Source organism: Microbulbifer magnicolonia, from assembly GCF_035117725.1.
Lineage (GTDB): Bacteria > Pseudomonadota > Gammaproteobacteria > Pseudomonadales > Cellvibrionaceae > Microbulbifer > Microbulbifer magnicolonia.
This window is the reverse complement of record NZ_JAYEFD010000001.1, coordinates 69400-89296: the sequence shown is the minus strand read 5'-3', so window position 1 is coordinate 89296 and position 19897 is coordinate 69400. Positions and strand designations below refer to the sequence as shown.

General features: G+C 61.1%; 17 protein-coding genes and 5 tRNA genes. 4 read left to right on the top strand and 18 right to left on the bottom strand.

Annotation, left to right across the window (positions count from 1 at the left end):
- Window positions 1-560 precede the first annotated feature (560 nt).
- A complete protein-coding gene (locus tag RRF64_RS00420) occupies window positions 561-1538 on the top strand; it encodes a hypothetical protein (RefSeq protein ID WP_323843855.1) in 978 nt (325 codons plus the stop codon).
- 782 nt (window positions 1539-2320) lie between these two features.
- Here RRF64_RS00420 and RRF64_RS00415 read toward each other — a convergent pair.
- Window positions 2321-2408, bottom strand: a tRNA-Ser gene (locus RRF64_RS00415).
- 207 nt (window positions 2409-2615) lie between these two features.
- Complete coding sequence (locus RRF64_RS00410; protein WP_323843854.1) at window positions 2616-3182, bottom strand: nitroreductase family protein; 567 nt, start codon at window positions 3180-3182, stop codon at window positions 2616-2618.
- A 239-nt stretch (window positions 3183-3421) separates the two neighbouring features.
- Here RRF64_RS00410 and RRF64_RS00405 point away from each other — a divergent pair, with 239 nt between their 5' ends.
- The gene (locus tag RRF64_RS00405) at window positions 3422-4819 is read left to right on the top strand and encodes an adenylate/guanylate cyclase domain-containing protein (RefSeq protein WP_323843853.1); all 1398 of its coding nucleotides are present in this window, start codon (window positions 3422-3424) and stop codon (window positions 4817-4819) included.
- Window positions 4820-5162: 343 nt separating this feature from the next.
- On the opposite strand, the gene RRF64_RS00400 is transcribed toward RRF64_RS00405, so the two are convergent.
- From RRF64_RS00400 to msrB, 11 genes are all read right to left on the bottom strand, one after another.
- Window positions 5163-6650, bottom strand: coding sequence for an alpha/beta hydrolase (locus RRF64_RS00400; protein ID WP_323843852.1), 1488 nt, complete (start codon window positions 6648-6650; stop codon window positions 5163-5165).
- 55 nt (window positions 6651-6705) lie between these two features.
- On the bottom strand, window positions 6706-7227 hold the full coding sequence (locus RRF64_RS00395; RefSeq protein WP_323843851.1) for an HdeD family acid-resistance protein: 522 nt from the start codon (window positions 7225-7227) through the stop codon (window positions 6706-6708).
- Window positions 7228-7557: 330 nt separating this feature from the next.
- Window positions 7558-8388, bottom strand: coding sequence for an NADPH-dependent 7-cyano-7-deazaguanine reductase QueF (gene queF, locus RRF64_RS00390; RefSeq protein ID WP_323843850.1), 831 nt, complete (start codon window positions 8386-8388; stop codon window positions 7558-7560).
- A gap of 142 nt (window positions 8389-8530) precedes the next feature.
- Entirely contained in the window at window positions 8531-9304 is a 774-nt protein-coding gene (locus tag RRF64_RS00385; RefSeq protein ID WP_323843849.1) for an ABC transporter permease, read from the bottom strand.
- Entirely contained in the window at window positions 9301-10236 is a 936-nt protein-coding gene (locus RRF64_RS00380; protein WP_323843848.1) for an ABC transporter ATP-binding protein, read from the bottom strand. Before RRF64_RS00380 ends, RRF64_RS00385 begins: the two co-directional genes overlap by 4 nt.
- Window positions 10237-10610: 374 nt before the next feature.
- Window positions 10611-10686: transfer RNA gene (locus RRF64_RS00375), tRNA-Gly, on the bottom strand.
- A gap of 42 nt (window positions 10687-10728) precedes the next feature.
- A tRNA-Glu gene (locus RRF64_RS00370) sits at window positions 10729-10804 on the bottom strand.
- Between the two features lie 298 nt (window positions 10805-11102).
- Window positions 11103-11178, bottom strand: a tRNA-Gly gene (locus RRF64_RS00365).
- A 2-nt stretch (window positions 11179-11180) separates the two neighbouring features.
- Window positions 11181-11256: transfer RNA gene (locus RRF64_RS00360), tRNA-Glu, on the bottom strand.
- 199 nt (window positions 11257-11455) lie between these two features.
- A complete protein-coding gene (locus tag RRF64_RS00355; RefSeq protein WP_323843847.1) occupies window positions 11456-12220 on the bottom strand; it encodes a DUF1499 domain-containing protein in 765 nt (254 codons plus the stop codon).
- Entirely contained in the window at window positions 12217-12624 is a 408-nt protein-coding gene (msrB, locus tag RRF64_RS00350; protein WP_323843846.1) for a peptide-methionine (R)-S-oxide reductase MsrB, read from the bottom strand. The genes RRF64_RS00355 and msrB overlap by 4 nt, the downstream gene beginning before the upstream one ends.
- 152 nt (window positions 12625-12776) lie before the next feature.
- Here msrB and RRF64_RS00345 point away from each other — a divergent pair, with 152 nt between their 5' ends.
- Together RRF64_RS00345 and RRF64_RS00340 are read left to right on the top strand one after the other, a co-directional pair.
- Window positions 12777-13991, top strand: coding sequence for a pyridoxal phosphate-dependent aminotransferase (locus tag RRF64_RS00345; RefSeq protein ID WP_323843845.1), 1215 nt, complete (start codon window positions 12777-12779; stop codon window positions 13989-13991).
- Window positions 13992-14097: 106 nt separating this feature from the next.
- On the top strand, window positions 14098-14496 hold the full coding sequence (locus RRF64_RS00340; protein ID WP_323843844.1) for a hypothetical protein: 399 nt from the start codon (window positions 14098-14100) through the stop codon (window positions 14494-14496).
- A 375-nt stretch (window positions 14497-14871) separates the two neighbouring features.
- Here RRF64_RS00340 and RRF64_RS00335 read toward each other — a convergent pair whose 3' ends face one another.
- The 5 genes from RRF64_RS00335 to RRF64_RS00315 are packed head-to-tail and all read right to left on the bottom strand — an operon-like array spanning window position 14872 to window position 19601.
- Window positions 14872-15804: a class I SAM-dependent methyltransferase gene (locus tag RRF64_RS00335; protein WP_323843843.1), complete on the bottom strand. Its 933-nt coding sequence runs from the start codon at window positions 15802-15804 to the stop codon at window positions 14872-14874.
- 6 nt (window positions 15805-15810) lie between these two features.
- Entirely contained in the window at window positions 15811-16947 is a 1137-nt protein-coding gene (locus RRF64_RS00330; protein ID WP_323843842.1) for an ATP-NAD kinase family protein, read from the bottom strand.
- Window positions 16948-16954: 7 nt separating this feature from the next.
- On the bottom strand, window positions 16955-18103 hold the full coding sequence (locus RRF64_RS00325; protein WP_323843841.1) for a DUF3410 domain-containing protein: 1149 nt from the start codon (window positions 18101-18103) through the stop codon (window positions 16955-16957).
- The gene (locus RRF64_RS00320) at window positions 18100-19020 is read right to left on the bottom strand and encodes a 5'-3' exonuclease (RefSeq protein ID WP_323843840.1); all 921 of its coding nucleotides are present in this window, start codon (window positions 19018-19020) and stop codon (window positions 18100-18102) included. Before RRF64_RS00320 ends, RRF64_RS00325 begins: the two co-directional genes overlap by 4 nt.
- Window positions 19017-19601, bottom strand: coding sequence for an elongation factor P hydroxylase (locus RRF64_RS00315; protein WP_323843839.1), 585 nt, complete (start codon window positions 19599-19601; stop codon window positions 19017-19019). The genes RRF64_RS00320 and RRF64_RS00315 overlap by 4 nt, the downstream gene beginning before the upstream one ends.
- Window positions 19602-19897: the final 296 nt, after the last annotated feature.

Here is a 19897-nt window from a genome sequence, read left to right as displayed (position 1 = left end):
GTTGCGCAAATCGGTCGTAGAGCGAGGGCTCCTTCTGACCCTCGCCATCGCGAAACGAAAAGGCACGACATAAGCACTATGTCAGATCGGAGTGGAGATGCGAGAGAGATTGGCTCGCGCTTCGCGCTCGGGGCGGGTCCCTGCTCGGCCCTGCGGGCCGCTTGCCGAACCCTCGACACGAAATATCAACTACAAATTCTTTTAAAATCAATCTCTTACAGATTTCAAGTTTAGTAAGAACGCCCCGTTAACGCACCACCAAATCTTAGCAATTTCTACCCTGTTCTGCGCGTGTATCGCTTGTCTTCACTGGATATCCATACAAACCGCCCGAATACTGGACATAAATACAACAAACCATTAACTTTGGTAACCTCAAGCGGTAATCAATTCTACAAAGGGACTAAGAGCCCTCATCTGTATATAAATTCACTAGAGGGGATGGGAAGGATCAGCGCTGGCTGTTTGTGAATCGGGTGGTCTGATTCCTTTTGCAGTAACTGGAGCTATGCCTGCATTGCAGGCATAGCTATTAATGCAACCTTACCAGGGCATACAGAATGACCATTAAGGAACGTATCCGCGATATAAATACCCTCCACGAAAAATACAGTATCTCCACAACTGAGGCCCTTACCGCAGAAAACTTTGACAGCCCTATAGCTGAATATAAACTTCCCTCCGGTGAAGCAAAATGCCAGTTCTTAAGGCAAGCCACTTTTTGTGGAAGAGAACATCAAAAAGGCTTTGTTGTTCGCAAAAAGGATGGTCAATACGTCCTCATTGGGCACTGCTGCGCATACAAGCGGCTAGGTCTTGAGCACTCGGGAATCAAGGATCAATTCAGCCAGCTTTCTAAACAGATCCGTCAATATGAAAAAGAGGAGCGGATACGGGAGCTATTGGCCAATAAGCAAGAACATCAGACAACCGTGCGAACATGCCTAATCTCTATCAGAGAGCAGTTAGAAATCATTGATACTCTTGGCACCCTACTACCCTGCCAAGTAGTTTCCTCTCTGGTTGAAAGAGCAAGAGCAAACAACGCATCTGTCGTATGGGAATGTTCGATTTTCAAGAAAGCCGAAGACAAGAAAGATAACGAAACCATCCGCGTTTCTCATACTGCCGGGAAAATCCGAGGGCTCGAATGCTGGGCAGAGCTACCAAAAATAGAGGAACACAAGAAATCCTTGCAGATACTTAGGAAGTCGTTATTTTCTGCATCGTTAAGTAATCGCCCAACAGAAGCTGAATTGGCTGAATTGGAGGAATTACTTCAAGGAATGACAAGTTTAGTAAGAATTCAACAAGATGTAGATCGCTTTAAGTCCGCGGTTGGTAGGTTTATAAGAAAAGATAACCTCTTACTCTTGCCTCACTCGATAAGTAATCACAATCATAGAACTGCTACCCTTCGAGCTATTTCAGATTATTGTGATCTGCCGTTGAACAAGCCTGAAAAATATTATATTGCTGACTTTGACCGATCAATGCGCGAAAAATATGGAGCTTCTGGAATCCGGCTACGCGACTAAACTAGGTCAAACGATCCATGAAAGCCAGACATGGAAGTTTAACGTCTAGGGGCCGAGAATAATTTTGGTGCGTCAATCTTTTTCAATAGTCCGGACTGAAATGTACTATTTCCGACGTCAACCGAGAAGCGACCGCCTTGAGCTCTGCTAGTCACTGCCTCTCCCTTGGCCCTTCCCTATATCGATGAAATCCAAAAAACGGGAATTAGTCCCCGATTGAATTTACGGGTAAAGATCCGTTCGCGCCATATCCTCGAGGCTTCGCCCCGCAGCCAGAGGCGGCGCCTAATTCGACTGTCATGCCGACTTGTCGAACCCTGGGAGGGTTCTCACCGACCCTCGCCGTCGCTAAACGAAAAAGCACGGCATGGGCACTGAACTGGGTCGGATTGAAGATACGGGAGGGATTAGCTTCGCTGCGCTCGCTGGTCTACGGCTGACTCAATACACGCTAGTGCGTGTTCTGACCCTGCGGGCTCGGCGCTATCGCGCCTCGGTCCCAACTCGCGTTCGCGAGCTGGTCGAACCCTGGCGAGGGTTCTCACCGACCCTGCCGTCACTAAACGAAAAAGCCCGGCATGAGCACCGATCTAGATCGGAGTGAAGATACGGGAGGGATGGACTCAAAACACGCTAGGGCGTGTTTTGCCCCTGCGGGCTCGGCGCAGGCGCCTCGGTCCCAACTCGCGTTCGCGAGTTGGTCGAACCCTGGCGAGGGTTCTCACCCGCCCGCATCGTCACTAAACGAAAAAGCCCGGCATTTGCCGGGCTTTTTCGTTTAGTGGCGGTGAGGGAGGGATTCGAACCCTCGATGCCTTTCGACATACACACTTTCCAGGCGTGCTCCTTCGACCACTCGGACACCTCACCGAATCTGATTGTTGCGTTCTTACTGGCTTTTTTCCGAGCTGCCAGTCCGCACGCCTGCGCGCTCGTTACGCCCTGCGGGCGTGGTCTCCGCTTCGCTCCGGCTCGACCTCTCGGCCACCTCGGCAAAGCAAATTGTCAGCTAAATCAGGAACATAGCCCCATTCAGCGAGCGCGCACTCTACACAAACACGCCCCCATGTGCAAGCGCTAAGATGCGTCCCAACTGGAAAAATAGTCACTTACCGCGAGTTCGGGGGCCTGGCGGGGCGGTTTCTGGGGGGTGCCGCAGTAGATGAAGCCGTCGATGCGCTCGTTGTCCGCCAGGCCCAGCTCCCGGGCGACCAGCGGGTCATAGGCCAGGGCGCCGGTGCGCCAGTAGGCGCCGACGCCCTCGGCGTAGGCCGCGGTCAGCATGGCCTGGACGGCACCGGCGGTGGACATATGCTGCTCCTGCTGCGGCACCTTGGGGTGGTCCTGCAGGCGGGTGATGGCGACGATGATCAGGGGCGCCCGTAGGGGCATGGCCAGGGTGCGCTCCCGCTGGGCGTCACTCAGGGGGCCGCCTTCAGTCTGTTCGGCGGCGCGCAGGAAGATCTCGCCGAGGCGGTTGCGCGCCTCCCCTTCCACCACCAGGAAGCGCCAGGGGCGGAGACAGCCGTGATCGGCCGCGCGCAGGGCTGCGCGAAAAATGTTCTGCCGCTGCCGCTCGCTCGGTGCCGGATCGGTCAGCAGCCCGGTGGAAACCCGGTTGTGCAGGGCGGTAAGGGCGTCCATCGACGTCTCCTGTCTATTTATCGGTCGGTGGATTCTACCGCAAGCGGCTCTCTGGGCCCACGGATGCCAAATAGTTTGCACCGCTTCACAGATATTTCGCATTCTTCGTTGTGGAGGAGTAAACTTCCGTCCCATCTGCCGCAGCAATACGACAATGAATAACAGCGAGCCAGAACCCGCGGTACTGCCGCCTCGCATTTTGCTTAATTTCTGCTCAAACGGACAAAGATAACCAAGAAATGCAGGACCAGCTTGTAGAGGAGAACACTGGGCGGAATATTGATTCCCGCTATCCGCTCTATTTCCGCACGCTGATTTGCTTTGCCGCGGCTGGCACCCTGGTGAACTCGATCAACTGGTCGTCGCCCTGGCATCTGGACAAGCTGGTTGTGCTCGGTATGGCCTTCCTCCTGCTGGCCTATACCGCGATTGCCTACTATATAAGCCGCAAGGCCAGCGCCGAGAACGCCGGCAACGTGCGCCGCGGTCTGTCGTTTGCCGATGCCGTTCTGATTGGGGTCTCCATTGCCCTGGCCAATTTCAGCCTGCTGCCGTCGCTGCTGTTCGTAACCATGGTGCAGTTCAACGCGCTGACCGAGGGCGGCGGTCGCCGCTGGTTTGAACACAATACCGGCCTGCTGCTGGGTGTGGGCGCGGGCTACCTGATTCACGAGCCGGCACTGGTGGTGAATGCAGACCTGAATATCAGTGCCGCCAGTTTGATCGGCGTATTCACCTACTTTTGCGCCTACGCCTACTACACGCACAAACAGATCGCCCACCTCAAAGACGCCAACCGCGCACTGACCGGCGTTCAGCACACCAGCAAAATGCGCACTTACAAGCTGTCCAAATATCTGCCCCAGCGGCTTTGGCGCGCCGTCACTACCGGTCGTGAAGGTGAGCTGGTGACCGAGCGCAAACTGCTCACCGTATTCTTTTCCGACATCAAGGATTTCAGCCAGCTGACGGAAGAACTGGAAGCCGAGACCCTGACCCAGCTGCTCAACAGCTATCTCTCCGAGATGGCGCGCATCGCGGGCCAGTACGGTGGCACCATCGACAAGTTCATCGGTGACGCGGTCATGGTGGTGTTCGGCGATGACGACAGCAAGGGGCCCAAGTCCGATGCATTGCGCTGTGTGGCCATGGCCCTGGCGATGCGCAAGCGCGCGCGCGAGATGAAGCAGGAGTGGTACAACAAGGGAATCTCCCGGCCGCTGCAGGTGCGCATGGGCATCAATACCGGCTACTGCACCGTCGGTATTTTCGGCACCGCCAACTACCAGTCTTACACGGTGATGGGGACCCACGTAAACCTGGCCGCGCGCCTCGAGGGCGCCGCGCAGCCGGGGGAAATTCTGATCAGCCACGAGACCTGGGCCCTGATCAAGCACACGGTCATGTGCCGCGACAAAGGCCACATCACCGTCAAGGGCTTCAGCACCCCGGTCAAGGTCTACCAGGTCACCGACCTGCGCAAGAATCTCGGCGGCCAGCAGAGCTACCTCGAGGACCACGCCCCCGGTTTCTCCATGCACCTGGATCTGGACAAGATCCGCAACTACGACAAGGACAAGGTGCTGCAGGCGCTGGAGAAGGCGGCTGCGACCCTTAAGAGCAAGGTCATCATATAGACCTGGCGATTTCGACAGCTTCCGGTCGGGGAGCCCCGCGCCCGAAAATCTCGCGGCTGATAACCTCCACATACTCGCGTATTGCTTCTTCCCGCGGAAAGCGGAGCGCTTCGCCGGTGTGTCTGATCAGATAGATATCCGACTCGGCCCGCCAGAAAACCTGCCCGCTTTTGCCATCGTAAAGTCTGGCTTCGAACAGGGCACCCGCGAGGTACGCGTTTTACGCTGCATTTTTTCAGGTCGACCGCGCGCTACCAGTACCGTATCGAACCTCATCTCTCCGACCAGTGCGATCGGGTCGCGTTTCTAAAGCCGCATGAGGTCTAAGAATTGGCCAAAAAACTTAGTTCAATCGTCGGGTCTCCGGTTTCAGGGCCATAAACTCGAGCGCACGTTTTTCCAGCCATGGATAGAAGGGATTCCAGCGCAGGCGCAGCTGTGCCGAGGCGCTGATGGCGAGGGCGCCGCGCTCGCCGCGCAGCGCCACGTTGCCCAGTTGAATGCCCGGGCCGGGTCCGGTCGGATAGCCGCCGTAAATCGTATCGTCCGCCGGGAATGGCAGCGCGACGTGGGACAGTGAATAGATACCGGCTGGCCACGACAGGCCGAGCGGAGTTCTGCTGGCGGTGCGCTGATCCACTGGCCAGTGCGCAACCACGACACTGGATGAATTGCTGTCGGCGTTTGTCACCAGCGTCAGCGCATAGTTTCTGTGCTTCGCCTCCCGGAAGGCCGCGATCATACGGTCGGGATTCCACGTCAGAAACTGTTCGATCTTGGCCTGGCGGTTGATATCGAACAGCACCAGCTCGTGGCCTCCCGGTGGCAGGAGATTGAACAGGTCCCTGACCACCGCCGGCGCCTCGACGGTGGCGTCGACCACCGAGGAAAAGGACAGGATCGGCGGCATTTCCCCTAGGCGCTCCTTTGCAGCCAGCGCCCTGGTTCGGCGCTGAATCTCCCGCGTGAGGCTGCGGGACAATGCCGCCGCATTGATCGCAAAGGAACCGTATTTAAACGGTTCATATTCGAGGGTATGGATGCTGTTCCACCTGAGCTTGTCGATACCAAGCAACCGGCCCAGGCGCTCCTGCCAGACGGCCAGCGCCGCGACCGGCGAAATGCCGATTTCCGGGGAAATGAGTACCAGGCTCTGCACCCGCGGCAGCTCCGGATCGTCGATGGCCGCCAGCGCGTATTGGACCGCCAGCGCGGCGCCGTTCGAGTAGCCGACGATATGAATCGGCCTGCCCTGCCCCGCGTCCGCCAGGTGCTGCATCGCCAGCTGCACCGCCGCGGCCATATCCTGCCAGCGCACGCTGACCAGTCCGGACGGTGCCGTGCCGTGACCGGGCACGCGCAGGCCCAGCACCGTGGCACCCGACGCGTGCAACCGCTGCCCCATGTGCCGCAGGCTGTAGGGCGCATCGGTCAGGCCGTGTAACAACAGCACTGCGGAACGCGGGTCTTTCGCCTCCAGCAGAAAGCTTCGGTTCCAGTTCGGGGTCCAGCGCGCGGGATCCGCCCGGCTGCCGCGCAGGTAGCGGTTGATGCTGTCCGGCCCCGCGGCGCCGGTCTTGTTGTAGATGAGTTCATCGAGCTGCGCGAACAGCCGCTCTTCCAGCGCCAGGTATTCAGTGAAGGTCGAGATGGGCGCGTCCTGGGTGTATTCCTCGTCCAGAACCGCCGTATGCCAGATTTGCAGGTCCGGCAGGCGTTCGATATAGAGCGCGAACACCACCAGCAGGGTCAGGAGGGCGCCGAGAGCGCTGTAGAAAACAAAGCGGAAAATCCGTCCGACCCATATCGCGGCGGGGACCATTGGCAGCATCCGGCTCAGCCTTTGCGAAGGGCTGACAGTGGGACTGGGTTAATCGGGTCTCGGACTAAGTGCCCACCGGCCTGGCACCGGACACAATAATGATGCCGATAAAGATGAGTTTGACACCGAAAAGAATACCCAGCGCCCAGTCTCCGGAGAATGGAAACTGTGTCCACAAAATTACGCCAAGCAGGATGGACACCAGCCCACCCAGTATCAGCCAGGTTTTTCCGGTTTCCGGTTTGGCATACCATCCGGCCAGCATCTCTGCGGCACCGTCGACGATGAAATAGATCGACAGCAGCAGGATCAGGGTTCTGGTGAGCAGTAGCGGATGACTCAGCAGTATGACAGCCGCCACTATGGTCAGCACGCCGAGCGCTATGCCCAGTATTCCCCTGCCAAGGCTGCCGGCGCGAAACGCCCAGATCAGGCGAAGAAAGCCGCCGACCAGCATCAGTACGCCGACGGCCATGGCGACGGAGAGTCCGGCAACCGCCGGGACCATCAGCGCCAAGGCGCCGAGGATGATCGCCAGGACGCCGAGCGAGGTCATCGCTTTGCCGCCGAAGCCCGCATCTCTCATAAACACCTCCCGCTTAACCAGATTACAGATCCAACTCAATCATTAAAGACCATCGCGGCGCTCGCGTGGCGGGCGGTAAAAATTCGGCCTCCCGGACGGAGTCGACGGAGAATGGATAGAAAATGAAAGTGTCGAAACGCCGGGTGCGGCGGGCTCATTGGAAATGATCGGCGCATCGATGCTCATGTCGCCTTCTGCAGGACTCGGGCGATGGCCGCGGCAACGCACGCAATCGCCCGGCCTCATGGGCGGAAGACTTTCAGCGGACTGGCGATGGCCCGCGAATGCGGGCTCTGCTGTAGAGATACGGTGTGCGGAAAAAGAGCGCGACTACTGGCGCGCAAAGCGCGGCGGCAAACGCTTGTTGCGCAGGGTGCTGCGCAGGGGGTTGATATCCAGGCCGCCGCGGCGGGTGTAGCGGGCGCAGACGGTCAGCTCATCGAAATCCGCCAGCCGCTGCAGGTCGCAGAAGATCCGCTCCACGCAGTGTTCGTGGAAGTCCTGGTGTTCGCGAAAGGAAATAATGTAGGCGAGCAGCGCCTCGCGCTTCAGCGCCGGGCCGCGGTACTCGATTGACACGGTGGCCCAGTCCGGCTGGCCGGTGACCGGACAATTGCTGCGCAGCAGGTGGCTGTACAGGGTCTCGCTTACCCGCTCATTGCGGGCATCCAGTGCCAGCAGCGCCGCATCCGGCTGGTACTGGCGCGCGTCGATATCCAGCTGGTCCAGGCAATAGCCCTGGGGCCTGGCCACAGCCAGCGCGGCATCTTCCACGTCATACAAGGTCGCGATTACCGGGGCGCCGGCGGCCGCGCGCAGATCTTTTTCGAGCGTCTCGCGCACCGCATCCCAGGATGCAAACTCCGTCTGGTTAAAGGAATTCAGGTACAGCTTGAACGATTTGGACTCCACCATATTCGGGCTCGCGGCCGGAAAGGTGAAGCGCGCCACCGCCACCTGCGGCTTGCCCTTCGGGTTCAGCCAGGAGAGCTCGAAGCCCCACCACTCGTCCTCGCCGAAGAACGGCAGCGCGTCGCCGCTCAACCCTAAATGGGCGCGGGAAATCGAGCGCTGGATCGGGTGCAGCAGCTGCGGGTTATAGGCGGATTCGTACCGGGTTTCCTTGCCGAGGGGGAGGTTCTGCCAGTCGTCGCGGTTCATTGATTCTCCAAAGCGATGCCCTGTGGGAGCCTGCCCTGCAGGCGATCAATGCCAGGAATTTCGCCCGCAGGGCAGGCTCCCACAAAATTACCCGATTATTTCAAGCGTAGGGTGCGCCGCGCGCACCTTGCAGGCGAACAGTTTAGTGTCGCAGGCGCTTGCCGTGCGTCATCAGGTGCAATCCCCAGGCAAACAACAGCGCAATAAACAGCAATACGCCGGCGAAGGCCCAGAACACACTGATGTCGGACACACCGAGCACGCCGTAGCGGAACGCGTTGACCATGTAGAGAATCGGGTTCAGCTTCGACAGTCCCTGCCAGAAGGGTGACAGCAGTTCGATGGAGTAAAAGACCCCGCCGAGGTAGGTCAGTGGCGTCAGCACGAAAGTCGGGATTATCGAGATGTCGTCAAAGCTGTTGGCGAAAATTGCGTTGATGAATCCCGCCAGGGAAAACAGCACCGCGGTCAAGAAGACGATCGCGATGGTGATGCCGACATGCTGCATTTTCAACGAGGTAAAGAAGAGCGCTATCAGGGTGACGATCAGGCCCACGATCAGACCCCGCGCGACGCCGCCGAGCACATAGCCCGCCATGATCACCCAGTTGGGCGTCGGCGATACCAGCAGTTCCTCCACATTGCGCTGGAACTTGGCGCTGTAGAAGGAGGAGACCACGTTGGCGTAGGAGTTGGTGATTACCGCCATCATGATCAGGCCGGGAACCACGAACTCCATATAGGAATAGCCGCCCATTTCGCCGATACGGCTGCCAATCAGGGAGCCGAAGATCACGAAGTACAGCGACATGGTGATCACCGGGGGCACCAGTGTCTGTGGCCAGATACGCGTGAAGCGGCGTACCTCTCGGCGCAAAATAGTCGCGAAGGAGGTCCAATAACTGTTCGGGCTCACTGCTTGTCCTCCTCCTTTTTCGCTTCCGCCAGCAGGGAGACGAACAGCTCCTCCAGGCGGTTGGCACGGTTGCGCATACTGGTGATGGTCACGCCCTGTGCGCCCAGAGCGGCAAACAGCTCGGTCAGCGACTGGCCCTTTTCCACCGTGACTTCGATACAGTGTTCGTCGAGCAGCCTGCCTTCAAATCCCTTCAGATCCGGGCATTCGCTCAGGGCGGCGCCGGCGTCGAGAATAAAGGTCTCCCGGTTCAGGGTTTTCAGCAGCGACTTGATCGAGGTGTTCTCGACGATCTCACCCTGGTCGATGATGGCGATATTGCGGCACAGGCTCTCCGCCTCTTCCAGGTAGTGGGTGGTGAGAATAATGGTCGTGCCCCTGGCGTTGATCTCCTGCAGGAAAGTCCACATCGAGCGGCGCAGTTCGATATCCACGCCGGCGGTGGGCTCGTCGAGAATCAGCAGCTTCGGTTCGTGGATCAGGGCGCGCGCGATCATCAGGCGGCGCTTCATACCGCCGGACAGCATGCGCGCCTGGGTGCTGCGCTTGTCCCAAAGGCCCAGTTGCTTCAGGTATTTCTCGGTGCGCTCCTCCGCCAGTTTGCGCGGCATGCCGTAGAAGCCGCCCTGGGTGACGACTATGTCGTAGACCTTCTCGAACTGGCTGAAATTGAATTCCTGCGGTACCACGCCCAGCTGCTGTTTGGCCGCGGGGAAATCCTTGTCGATATCGATACCGAAAATAGAGACCTGGCCGGCGGTCTTGCGCACCAGTGAGCAGATGATGCCGATGGTAGTGGACTTGCCGGCGCCGTTCGGGCCCAGCAGCGCAAAGAAGTCTCCCGGCTGCACCTCGAAGCTGATGCCTTTCAGTGCCTGAAAACCGTTGTCGTAGGTTTTCTCAAGATTTTGGATGGAGAGCGCGGCGGTCATCATTGCCTCCTGAAACTGAGGGCGCTATTCAACGCGCTTGGGCGGGATATTTCAACCTGGCGGACTCATTCGGAAATTTTTCCCCGGCACCGATCGCGGCCATGGGCCGATGGCCGCCCCGCCGATCCTACACATGGGCTGTAGGGGCGAACCTTGTGTTCGCCCGGGCGGGCCTTCGGCCCTACGCATCTATTCGTCATTTCGTCATTCCGGCGCAGGCCGGAATCCAGGTGCCACAGGACTGGATACCGGTACCGGATCGAGTCCGGTATGACGTCCCAGCGCCGGTATGACGACCAATGACAGAGCGGGTGCAGGACTGACTTGGCATTCCGGAAAATAAAAAAGCCGCTCGATTGAGCGGCTTTCTTATTTGGAGCGGGAAACGAGGCTCGAACTCGCGACCTCAACCTTGGCAAGGTTGCGCTCTACCAACTGAGCTATTCCCGCCTGACTGTTTTCAAAGGCCGCGCCAGCGCGGTCTTTCGAAAATGGCATCCCCAAGGGGAGTCGAACCCCTGTTACCGCCGTGAAAGGGCGGTGTCCTAGGCCTCTAGACGATGGGGACAGAAAACTTGCTTCCGATCCAGGGATCGAATGCTGCCACACTGTCGGTGGCATTTCTACTAGCAACTTAAAGAAAGCTACTGGTAAATCTTGCGGTGCAGGAGCACCGCCCGCCGGCCTTGGCCGGCGCGAGCGGAGTAAAACCAGCAGAATCGCATACTGCAAAGCCCGTCCTAGGCTTTGGCCTGCGGCTCAGCCTTCGGCCGACCAAAATCGCTCCAGGCGATTTTGTGCGCCAGCTTTTGCTCCGCAACTTGTTGTGAAAAGACATGGAAGTCTTTTTACAACAAGTAGGTAACTGGAGCGGGAAACCGGGTTCGAACCGGCGACCTCAACCTTGGCAAGGTTGCGCTCTACCAACTGAGCTATTCCCGCAATGGCGTCCCCTAGGGGAGTCGAACCCCTGTTACCGCCGTGAAAGGGCGGTGTCCTAGGCCTCTAGACGAAGGGGACCCGGACTTACTTCTGTTCGCTCCGAAACCTTGAAGACTGTCGCCTTAAAGATCCGCTCTGCGTCAGAAGTGGGGCGCATTCTATGTAGCACCCGGGGGGCTGTCAACACCCGGGCGAAAACTTTTTTTGTATTTTTTTCTTTTGTAGTCAGGCACTTACCGAATCCCACCGCCGGCCAGTAGCAGTCCGCTGGCACGCCCTACTCCACCTCTCCCGCGCGCGCCTGAAGCTCGCTGAGGAAACTGCGAATGCGCTTGGCATTGGCACCCAGGTCACTGATGCCGACCCGGGAGCTGGAGCGAATATCCACCCGCGACCCGCCGTTCTCGGCCTGCACCCGCACCACCACATCGTCACTGAAACCGAGCAGCGGTGTCCTGTCCACGGCTTCCAGGTGACCGCGCTTCGGCTCCAGCGCCACGACGCGCCAACCCAGGTCCTCGGCCACCGCCGCGGCCACCTCGGTGGCGCGCGCCACCGGCATCTCCAGCTGCAGCGGCTGTATGTCCGCGTAGATATCCGCTTCCCGCTGCAGTTTCGCCACCTCTTCTCCCGCGTATTTCGGGCTGTTGTCGCCCTCCCGGCGCAGCGAGAGCACTGCCTGGTACTCGGGCGGGCTTTGTAGATCCGTGCTGATATCGTGGATTTTGGGCACATCGAAGTTGCTTTTGCCCACCGTTATCAGCGGCAGCGCTACCGGCAGCAGCCCCAGTACCACCGCCCAGAGGGCATTGTGACGACTCTGCGGGTGCCTCTTCACCAGCCCCCAGATAAACACCAGTATGCTGATCAGCGCCACCGCGAGGGCCGCCAGGCCGGCATACTTGAATACCTGGAACACCGGGCGGAAGTGCACCAGCTCCAGCCGCAGTGCCAGGCCGGCGAGGAATATGGCGGCCAGCAGCAGCCACTGCGCGCGCAGCAGCCAGCGGCTCCAGTGCCTGAATCTCTGCGGATCTCTCACTGCCCTGCTCCCTTTTTGGCGGGATCGTGTTTGACCGACAGCGAGTTTACACAGTATCGAAGTCCTGTCTCCGTCGGTCCGTCGGGGAAAACGTGCCCCAGGTGACTGTTGCATTTAGCACAGACTATCTCGGTGCGCTGCATGCCCAGGCTGTTGTCCACCCGCTCCTCCACCACGCCCGCGCTCGCCTCGGCGTCAAAACTGGGCCAGCCGCAGTGGGCCTCGAACTTGGCATCTGAGTGGAACAGCGCCTCGCCACAGCAGCGGCAGCGGTAGACGCCGTCCTCAAACGTGTTCCAGTATTCGCCGGTAAAGGGGCGCTCGGTGCCCGCCTCGCGGCAAACGTGAAATTCTTCCGGAGTCAGCTTGTCGCGCCAGTAGTTATCGTCTTTTTCTTTTGACATACTCTGTTCCTACTCCACTTAGTTCCTGTAGGAGCGGCCCATGGCCGCGATAGGACGCCCCGGTTTCCCTACAGCCCGTTCGCGGCCATGGGCCGCCCCCGGCCGGACCGCTCCTACAAAGTCGTAACGCCCCGAAGGATTACCCAGCCACCATGAAGGACATTCTCAAGTCGGAAAAACTGCACGGCGTCTGCTACGAAATCCGTGGCCCCGTGATGGAACAGGCCTACCGCATGGAAGAGGAAGGCCACCGTATTCTCAAGCTGAATATCGGCAATCCGGCCCCCTTCGGCTTCGACGCCCCGGACGAGATTATCCAGGACGTGATCCACAACCTGTCCCAGGCCCAGGGCTATGTGGAATCCAAGGGCCTGTTCGCCGCGCGCAAGGCCATTATGCAGGAGAGCCAGACACTCGGCATCGCGGGCGTCGATATAGACGATATCTATCTCGGCAACGGCGTTTCCGAACTGATCACCATGGCCACCCAGGCGCTGCTGAACAACGGCGACGAACTGCTGCTGCCGATGCCCAACTATCCGCTGTGGATGGCAGCCACCAACCTGACCGGCGCCCACCCGGTGCTCTACCGCTGCGACGAGGGCGCCGGCTGGCTGCCGGATATCGAAGACATCAAGTCCAAGATCACCCCGCGCACCCGCGGCATCGTCGTCATCAACCCGAACAACCCTACCGGCGCCGTCTATCCGCGCGCACTGCTGGAAGAAATTGTAGAAGTTGCCCGCACGCATGGCCTGGTGATCTTTGCCGACGAGATCTACAGCAAGATCCTCTACGATGACGCCGAATTCACGCCGATGGCCAAACTGGCCGAGGATGTGCTCTGCCTGAGCTTCAACGGCCTGTCCAAATCCTACCGCCTCGCGGGCTTCCGCTCCGGCTGGATGATCGTCAGCGGTGCCAAGCAGCGCGCCCGGGGCTTTATCGAGGGCATGGATATCCTGTCGTCGATGCGCCTGTGCGGCAATGTGCCGGCGATGTTCGCGGTACAGACGGCGCTGGGCGGCTACCAGAGCATCAATGACCTGGTACTGCCCGGCGGCCGCCTGCGCCAGCAGCGGGACCTGGCCTACAAGATGTTGAATGACATTCCCGGGGTCAGCTGTGTCAAACCACAGGGCGCCATCTACCTGTTCCCGAAACTGTGCCTGGATCGCCACAAGATCGAGAACGACGAGCGCTTGGTGCTGGACTTCCTGCGCCAGGAAAAGGTCCTGCTGGTACAGGGCAGCGCCTTCCACTGGGACGAGCCGGATCACCTGCGCATCGTCTTCCTGCCCCGCGCCGACGAGCTGTCCCACGCGATCGAGCGCCTCGGACAATTCTTGGAGCGCTATACGCAGTAGGGTGCGCCGTGCGCACCGGCCAGAGCTGATACAGACTCCAGCAGCCTTGGTGTTACATAGAAAGGTGCGCATGGCGCACCCTACCTAGACAGAACCAATAGTTCCCATGCTCGACGATCTGCACATCCACGATTTCTACCGCGACGCCGGCAGGACCCTGCTGGCGCTGTTCCACAATTTCCCGGCGCCGGCCACGGTCTATGTGGAGGATATCGCCGGGCCCGATACACCGGATGAATTCGGACTGCACTCGCCGCGCCACCTCGCCTGCCTCGGCGCCATGACCTGGCTGAAGCACAGCGGCTATATCCACTTCTCCCAGCTGGTGCGGCAGGAGGCGATGGAGGAGGCGGTGCTGAGCCACCGCGGATTTCTGTTGCTGGTGAATAAAAACGACGATGGCGAGAGCAATGCGCATTTGCTGGACAGTGCCGTGCGCAACGGCTCCTCGCCGCAGCTGCAGGCGCTGATGGAGGGATTGATGCGGGAGTTTTCCACGCTGTAGGGTGCGCCGTGCGCACCGCCACTTCCCATTGGTGCGCACGGCGCACCCTACGCAGCCCGGAAGCCAATGTAGGAGCGGCGGGGCGGCCATCCGCCCATGGCCGCGAACGATCTTTCCGCTGACTTCAAACATCGATCGCGGCCAACGGCCGCTCCTACAGGTTTGGGAAATCCCTAGCGGCGGAATCTGACGTGTATTAGGAACGTCTAGCCGAGCTTGATCCGGCACAGGTATCCGGCCTGCGCCATCTGGGTTCCGGCCTCGCCGGAACGACGAAAGCATGCCGTAGGAGCGGCCCATGGCCGCGAACGATCTTTCCGCCGACTTCGGACATCGATCGCGGCCATGGGCCGCTCCTACAGAATCTGGAAATCGCTAGCGGCGGAATTTGACGTGCAGCATCTTCAGCGCCGCATCCGGGTCCCGGTCGGGAAAGTCCGGATTCTGCGGCAAACGCGCCACCACCTCGAAGCGGCTGTCAGCGCCCTGGATCAATGCGCGAAACTGCGCTTCGCTGTAGCGCGGTGAGTTGATCACCACCAGCAGGTCCGCCTCCTCCGCCAGGCAGGCCGGCAACTGCTGCAGCAGCTTCTCGTAATTGTGGCTGACATCGAAGCGGCCCTTCTGGTGCGTGGGCGGATCCACGATCGCCAGCTGAAAGGGGCCGCGGCGATCGAAGCGTTTGAACTCCCGCAGCGCATCCATCTGCAGAAACTTGATGCCCTTCAATGGCAGCTTGTTGAACTCGTGATTCTCGCGACCGCGGTTCAACACGCCGCGGTTGACGTCGATATTCAGGATTTCCAGTTCGCCGGCGGCGCGGGCGACGACGGAGAAGGCGCAGGTAAACGCGAACAGATTCAGCAGCTTCAGATTCCCGGTGCCGGCATGCGCCGCCACCTGCTGTTCCAGCCAGCGGCGGCCCGGTTCGATATCGAGGAAGAAGCCGACATTCTGCCGCTCAAACGTCAGCGGGAATTTCAGTGCGCCGCGGCGCGCCAGCGGCGCCGCTACCGGCTGGCCGCAATGCCACTCCACCGGCGCGCCCTGCAAGTAGCGCCGCTGCGCGGCAATACCCTGGTAGCCACAGGGTTCGGCGAGTCGCCACAGCTGCTCGCACAGCGCCTCCTCGCCCTCGTACTCTTCGAAAAAAGTGACCAGCAACGCCGGAGAAAAGCTGTCCACGCAAACCTGCTCGAGGCCGGGGAAGCAGCGTCCGCGGCCGTGGAAGAAGCGCCGGCTGTCCGGGCTGGCTTCGCGCAATTTGCTCTCGACCTGCTCCAGCAGGGCCTGCCAGTTCGTCGCCATCACTGCTTATACGTCTCCATTGCTGAGCGGATACAGAATCGTGTCGCGGTAGCCGGTAATCACGCGCATGAATCCGCTCCACTGTTCGTCCAGCGCCGCATCGCCGCTATCCACCAGCAGCGGCCGGCCGCCGAGTTCGGTGATTTTGGTTTTGGTGGCGACGACGATCAGGTTTGCGCGCCCCACTGCGCGCAATACATTGGGCGACAGCTGCTGGTTGCCGCGGCCGATCAGGTGGCCCTGGCCGCCGATGGCGGTGAGAATGATTTTTGCCGGGCCCCGGTGATCGGCGATGGCCCGCTCGATTTCCGGCGCGCTCACGTCCGCCGCGACCAGCGCGCCGTCGCGCAGCAGATCCACGCCGAGCAGGGTGCCCTCGAGTCCCAGCTCGTCCAGTACCGCCAGCGTCGTGGAACCTGGGCCGACGATGTACAGGGTGTCCGGATCCAGCTCCTCGACCACATCGGCGGCGATATCCGCCACCGCCAGCTCCTCCACTTCGCGGCCGGCGTTTTTGACCGCCTGCAGGAAGTGGCCCTCCTCCGGTACCAGCAGTTCGCCGTAGTGGCGGGTGCTGACGCGCCCCTCGCGGAAGGACTTTTCATCGATATCGCGCACTTCGCGCTCGTGCAGGTCCACCAGCTGGCCGGCCATCAGTCGCCGCAGCACTTCGCCGGCGGCCCGGGGAGAAATCGCGAAGCAGGCCGAGTGCATCTTCACCCCGGCGGGTATGCCCAGCACCGGGAAATCGTCGCCGAGGGCGTTGACCATATTGCGCGCGGTGCCGTCGCCGCCGACAAAGACAATCAGGTCCGCGCCGGCGGCGCGGATCGCCGCCGCGGCGCGCTCGGTATCCGCCGGCGTCGACGGCTCGGATTCGGCCCGGCCGACAACGCTGGTGCAGAACTGCAATTCCCTCGCCGTGTCCTCGCCCATATTGCCGGCGAAGCAGAGGATCTCCAGCTGCCCGCGAAAGGGTTCCAGGGCCGCCAGCGCCGTGGCCGCGCGCCTGTGCGACTGCGGCTCTATGCCGGCCGCCAGCGCCTTTTCCACCGTCTCGGCACCGTCGCTGCCCTTGAGGCCGGCGGGACCGCCGACCCCGGCCCAGGGATTGATAATCAGCCCGAGTTTCTTCAGTTGCACGTCGCTCTCACTCCAGGCCCAGTACTGCCAGTTGCTGCCGCTGTGTGTCCGCCAGAGCGGCGGCGTCGGCTCGATAGTGGGAGAACTCCAGGCGCTCCGGGTACTCGCGGCGCAGCTGGTCGAAGGCCTGCGCCATGGGGGTATCGCTCTGTGCGGCTGCGCGCAGGCGGCGGTCGTCGTCGCGCGGATCGTAGATCTGCAGCAGCAGCTCGGCCATTGCGGAAAAGTTAGCGCTGGGAGCGCCGAGCTCCAGCTCGGCATCGCGCCGGCTCCGCGGGCGCGCCCTCTCCCCCAACCCCTCTCCCATCGATGGGCGAGGGGAGCTGAAGATTCCCGCTCCTTCCAGCGCCTCGCGAATCATCCGCGTACCCGCCAGTTTGCCGTCCAGGCTGTAGCCGGCGATATGCGGCGTGCCTATATCTACCAGTTCCAGAAGTTCGGTATCGATATCCGGTTCATTCTCCCAGACATCCAGCACCGTCGTGAAACGCCGGCCCTCGCGCAGCGCTTGCAGCAGCGCGCGGTTGTCCACCACGGCACCGCGGCCGGCGCTGATCAGGACCGCGCCGTCCTTTATCTGCGCCAGCTGCTCCGCTCCGATCATATGGAAACTGGGGTGGGGGCCGCCCTTAACCAGCGGCGCGTGCAGGCAGATCACGTCCTGGCGCAGCACGCTGTCCAGATCCGCGGCATCCGGGTTGTCCGGCAGCCAGGGGTCGTAGACGGCGCAGGGGATATTCAGCGCGTGCAGACGCCGCTGCAGCAGGCCGCCGACATTGCCACAGCCGACGATGCCAAAGCTGCGCCCGCCCCAGTCCACCCCCAGGGTGGCCAGCGCACAGAAGACGTATTCGACCACCGAGTTGGCGTTGCAGCCGGGCGCGGCGCTCCAGGCAATACCCTGCGCTTCCAGCCAGTCGGTATCCATGTGGTCCGTGCCGATGGTACAGCTGCCGACGAAGCGCACCGGCGTGCCCTCGAGCAGCGCTTCGTTCACCCGGGTTACCGAGCGCACCAGCAGTATGTCTGCGCCTGCCAGCTGGTCGCGGCTCAGCGTGCGCCCGGGTGCGCGGATCAAATTGCCCAGGTCACCGAAGTACTCCTCCAGCGCGGGAATATTCTCGTCGGCGACGATCGTCAGCTTTGCCTGTGTCACACCATTTCCCTGTTGTCGGCGGCGAGTGTCCGTCCGATTTTAGCCTTGAGACCGCCGATGCCGAATTCGTCCGCCAGCGCCTGGGCCACCGCGACGCCCACCAACTGTGGCCGCAGGTCGGCCAGCGCTATGTTCAGTTCAATATTCTCTTCCAGGCTCGCCAGGCGCTTGGCCAGCCCAATCTGCTCCGCGTGCTCCCCGAGGCGCGCGGCGATACCGGCCGCACCGCGCAGCGGCAATTCGGCCACCCGCTTCAGCTGCTGCAACAGCGACTCGACATCGTCGAATTCCGCCAGCAGCCGCGCCGCGGTCTTGGACCCGATACCCGGCACGCCCGGAATATCGTCGCTGCTGTCGCCGACCAGGGCCAGGTAATCGGCAATCTGGCCGGGGCGCACGCCGAACTTGGCCTGGATCGCGGCAGCGTCTGAGTGTTTATCGGCGGCGAAGTCCCACAGGGACACGGCTCCCCGGTCCAGCAGCTGGCCCAGGTCCTTGTCGCGGCTGACGATAATCGGCTGCTGATCCAGACACAGGCGGTTCAGGGTCGCAAGGATATCGTCCGCCTCGTAGCGCTCGCTGGCGAAGCTGGCGATACCCAGCGCCTCGGCCATCTCCCGGCAGGCGGCCAGCTGGTAGGCGAGCGCCTCGTCCGGCAGCGCCCGGCTGCACTTGTAGTCCGGGTAGAGCTCGTTGCGGAAGCAGCTGCCGAGGGACTCATCGAAGGCGCAGGCGATATGGCGGGGCCGGCGCGCGAGCATCTCCAGCAGGAAGTTGGTGAATCCATAGACCGCCTCGGTGGCGTAGCCGGAGCGGCTGGTCCAGTTGGGCGGCAGGGCGAAGTAGTAGCGGAAGATATAGACGGAGGCGTCTATCAGGTATGTCGCTTCGCTTGTCACGCCAGCTTCTCTTGTCACGCCAGCTCCGCCAGGTTGTACAGGCTCGGATTCAGTGGGTCCGGGCGCCCGAACTCGAGGGCCAGGGCGCGGGCGAAGCGTCGCGCGCGATCATTCATGCCCAGTTCGCAGTAATCCCGTACCTGCCGCCAGATGGCGCGCTTGAAGCCGGCGCTGGGCCCCAGGCCGCTCTCGAGGTTGTCTGCACTGGCCCGGAAGCGCAGGCCGCAGGCGCGAGCAAAGATCCACTCCAGCGCCTGGGGCTTGACCTCCACCCGCTCGAATTCCGCCTGCTGGGCGTCCGAGCGACCGTCCGGCGCGTACCAGTAGCCGTAGTCCGGCAGCCGGCGCCGCGCCGCACCCGCCACGCACCAGTGGGCGGCCTCGTGCAGGGCGCTGGCCGGGTAGTCCCGGGTAAATTCCACCCGGTGGTAGCGCAACTCCTTCCCCGCAGGCCGGTAAAACGGCTCGTCGTGGCCCCCGCACAGGCGGGTATTGAGGCCGCGCGGGGTGGCGAAGCAACGGTCGAACACCGCCGCGATGCGGTCGGCCAGCGGCTCAACGGCAGTGGTCTGGGCCAGTTCGAGACAGGGGGCGGACAAGGGGTTCTCCGGGAGCGACAAAGGCGGGGACTATATCAACGCCACCGCCAGGATCAAAGTCGAAGAAAAGCAGGCAAGGGAGCTAAAGCGCCAGTTGTATTTCGGCAATTCAGCATATACCTTTAGTTACAGGGACACCGGAAAGGGGGCCCCTGCCCTTTGACCGGATTCCCCAGGGGGGAATAAGCAGTCAAACGCCCTCCTGCCCCAGTCTTCATTCAGAGATAGGGCTCTCGCGGCACGCAACATCTTCTGGATGGAGACGGTATACAACCGGCCCTGCAAGGAGGTGCTCC

Excerpts from the sequence above, each read along its gene's own strand:
- RRF64_RS00420 (WP_323843855.1), top strand. The coding sequence starts at position 561 with ATGACCATTAAGGAACGTATCCGCGATATAAATACCCTCCACGAAAAA.
- RRF64_RS00410 (WP_323843854.1), bottom strand. The coding sequence starts at position 3,182 with ATGGACGCCCTTACCGCCCTGCACAACCGGGTTTCCACCGGGCTGCTG.
- RRF64_RS00405 (WP_323843853.1), top strand. The coding sequence starts at position 3,422 with ATGCAGGACCAGCTTGTAGAGGAGAACACTGGGCGGAATATTGATTCC.
- RRF64_RS00400 (WP_323843852.1), bottom strand. The coding sequence starts at position 6,650 with ATGCTGCCAATGGTCCCCGCCGCGATATGGGTCGGACGGATTTTCCGC.
- RRF64_RS00395 (WP_323843851.1), bottom strand. The coding sequence starts at position 7,227 with ATGAGAGATGCGGGCTTCGGCGGCAAAGCGATGACCTCGCTCGGCGTC.
- queF (WP_323843850.1), bottom strand. The coding sequence starts at position 8,388 with ATGAACCGCGACGACTGGCAGAACCTCCCCCTCGGCAAGGAAACCCGG.
- RRF64_RS00380 (WP_323843848.1), bottom strand. The coding sequence starts at position 10,236 with ATGACCGCCGCGCTCTCCATCCAAAATCTTGAGAAAACCTACGACAAC.
- msrB (WP_323843846.1), bottom strand. The coding sequence starts at position 12,624 with ATGTCAAAAGAAAAAGACGATAACTACTGGCGCGACAAGCTGACTCCG.
- RRF64_RS00345 (WP_323843845.1), top strand. The coding sequence starts at position 12,777 with ATGAAGGACATTCTCAAGTCGGAAAAACTGCACGGCGTCTGCTACGAA.
- RRF64_RS00340 (WP_323843844.1), top strand. The coding sequence starts at position 14,098 with ATGCTCGACGATCTGCACATCCACGATTTCTACCGCGACGCCGGCAGG.
- RRF64_RS00335 (WP_323843843.1), bottom strand. The coding sequence starts at position 15,804 with ATGGCGACGAACTGGCAGGCCCTGCTGGAGCAGGTCGAGAGCAAATTG.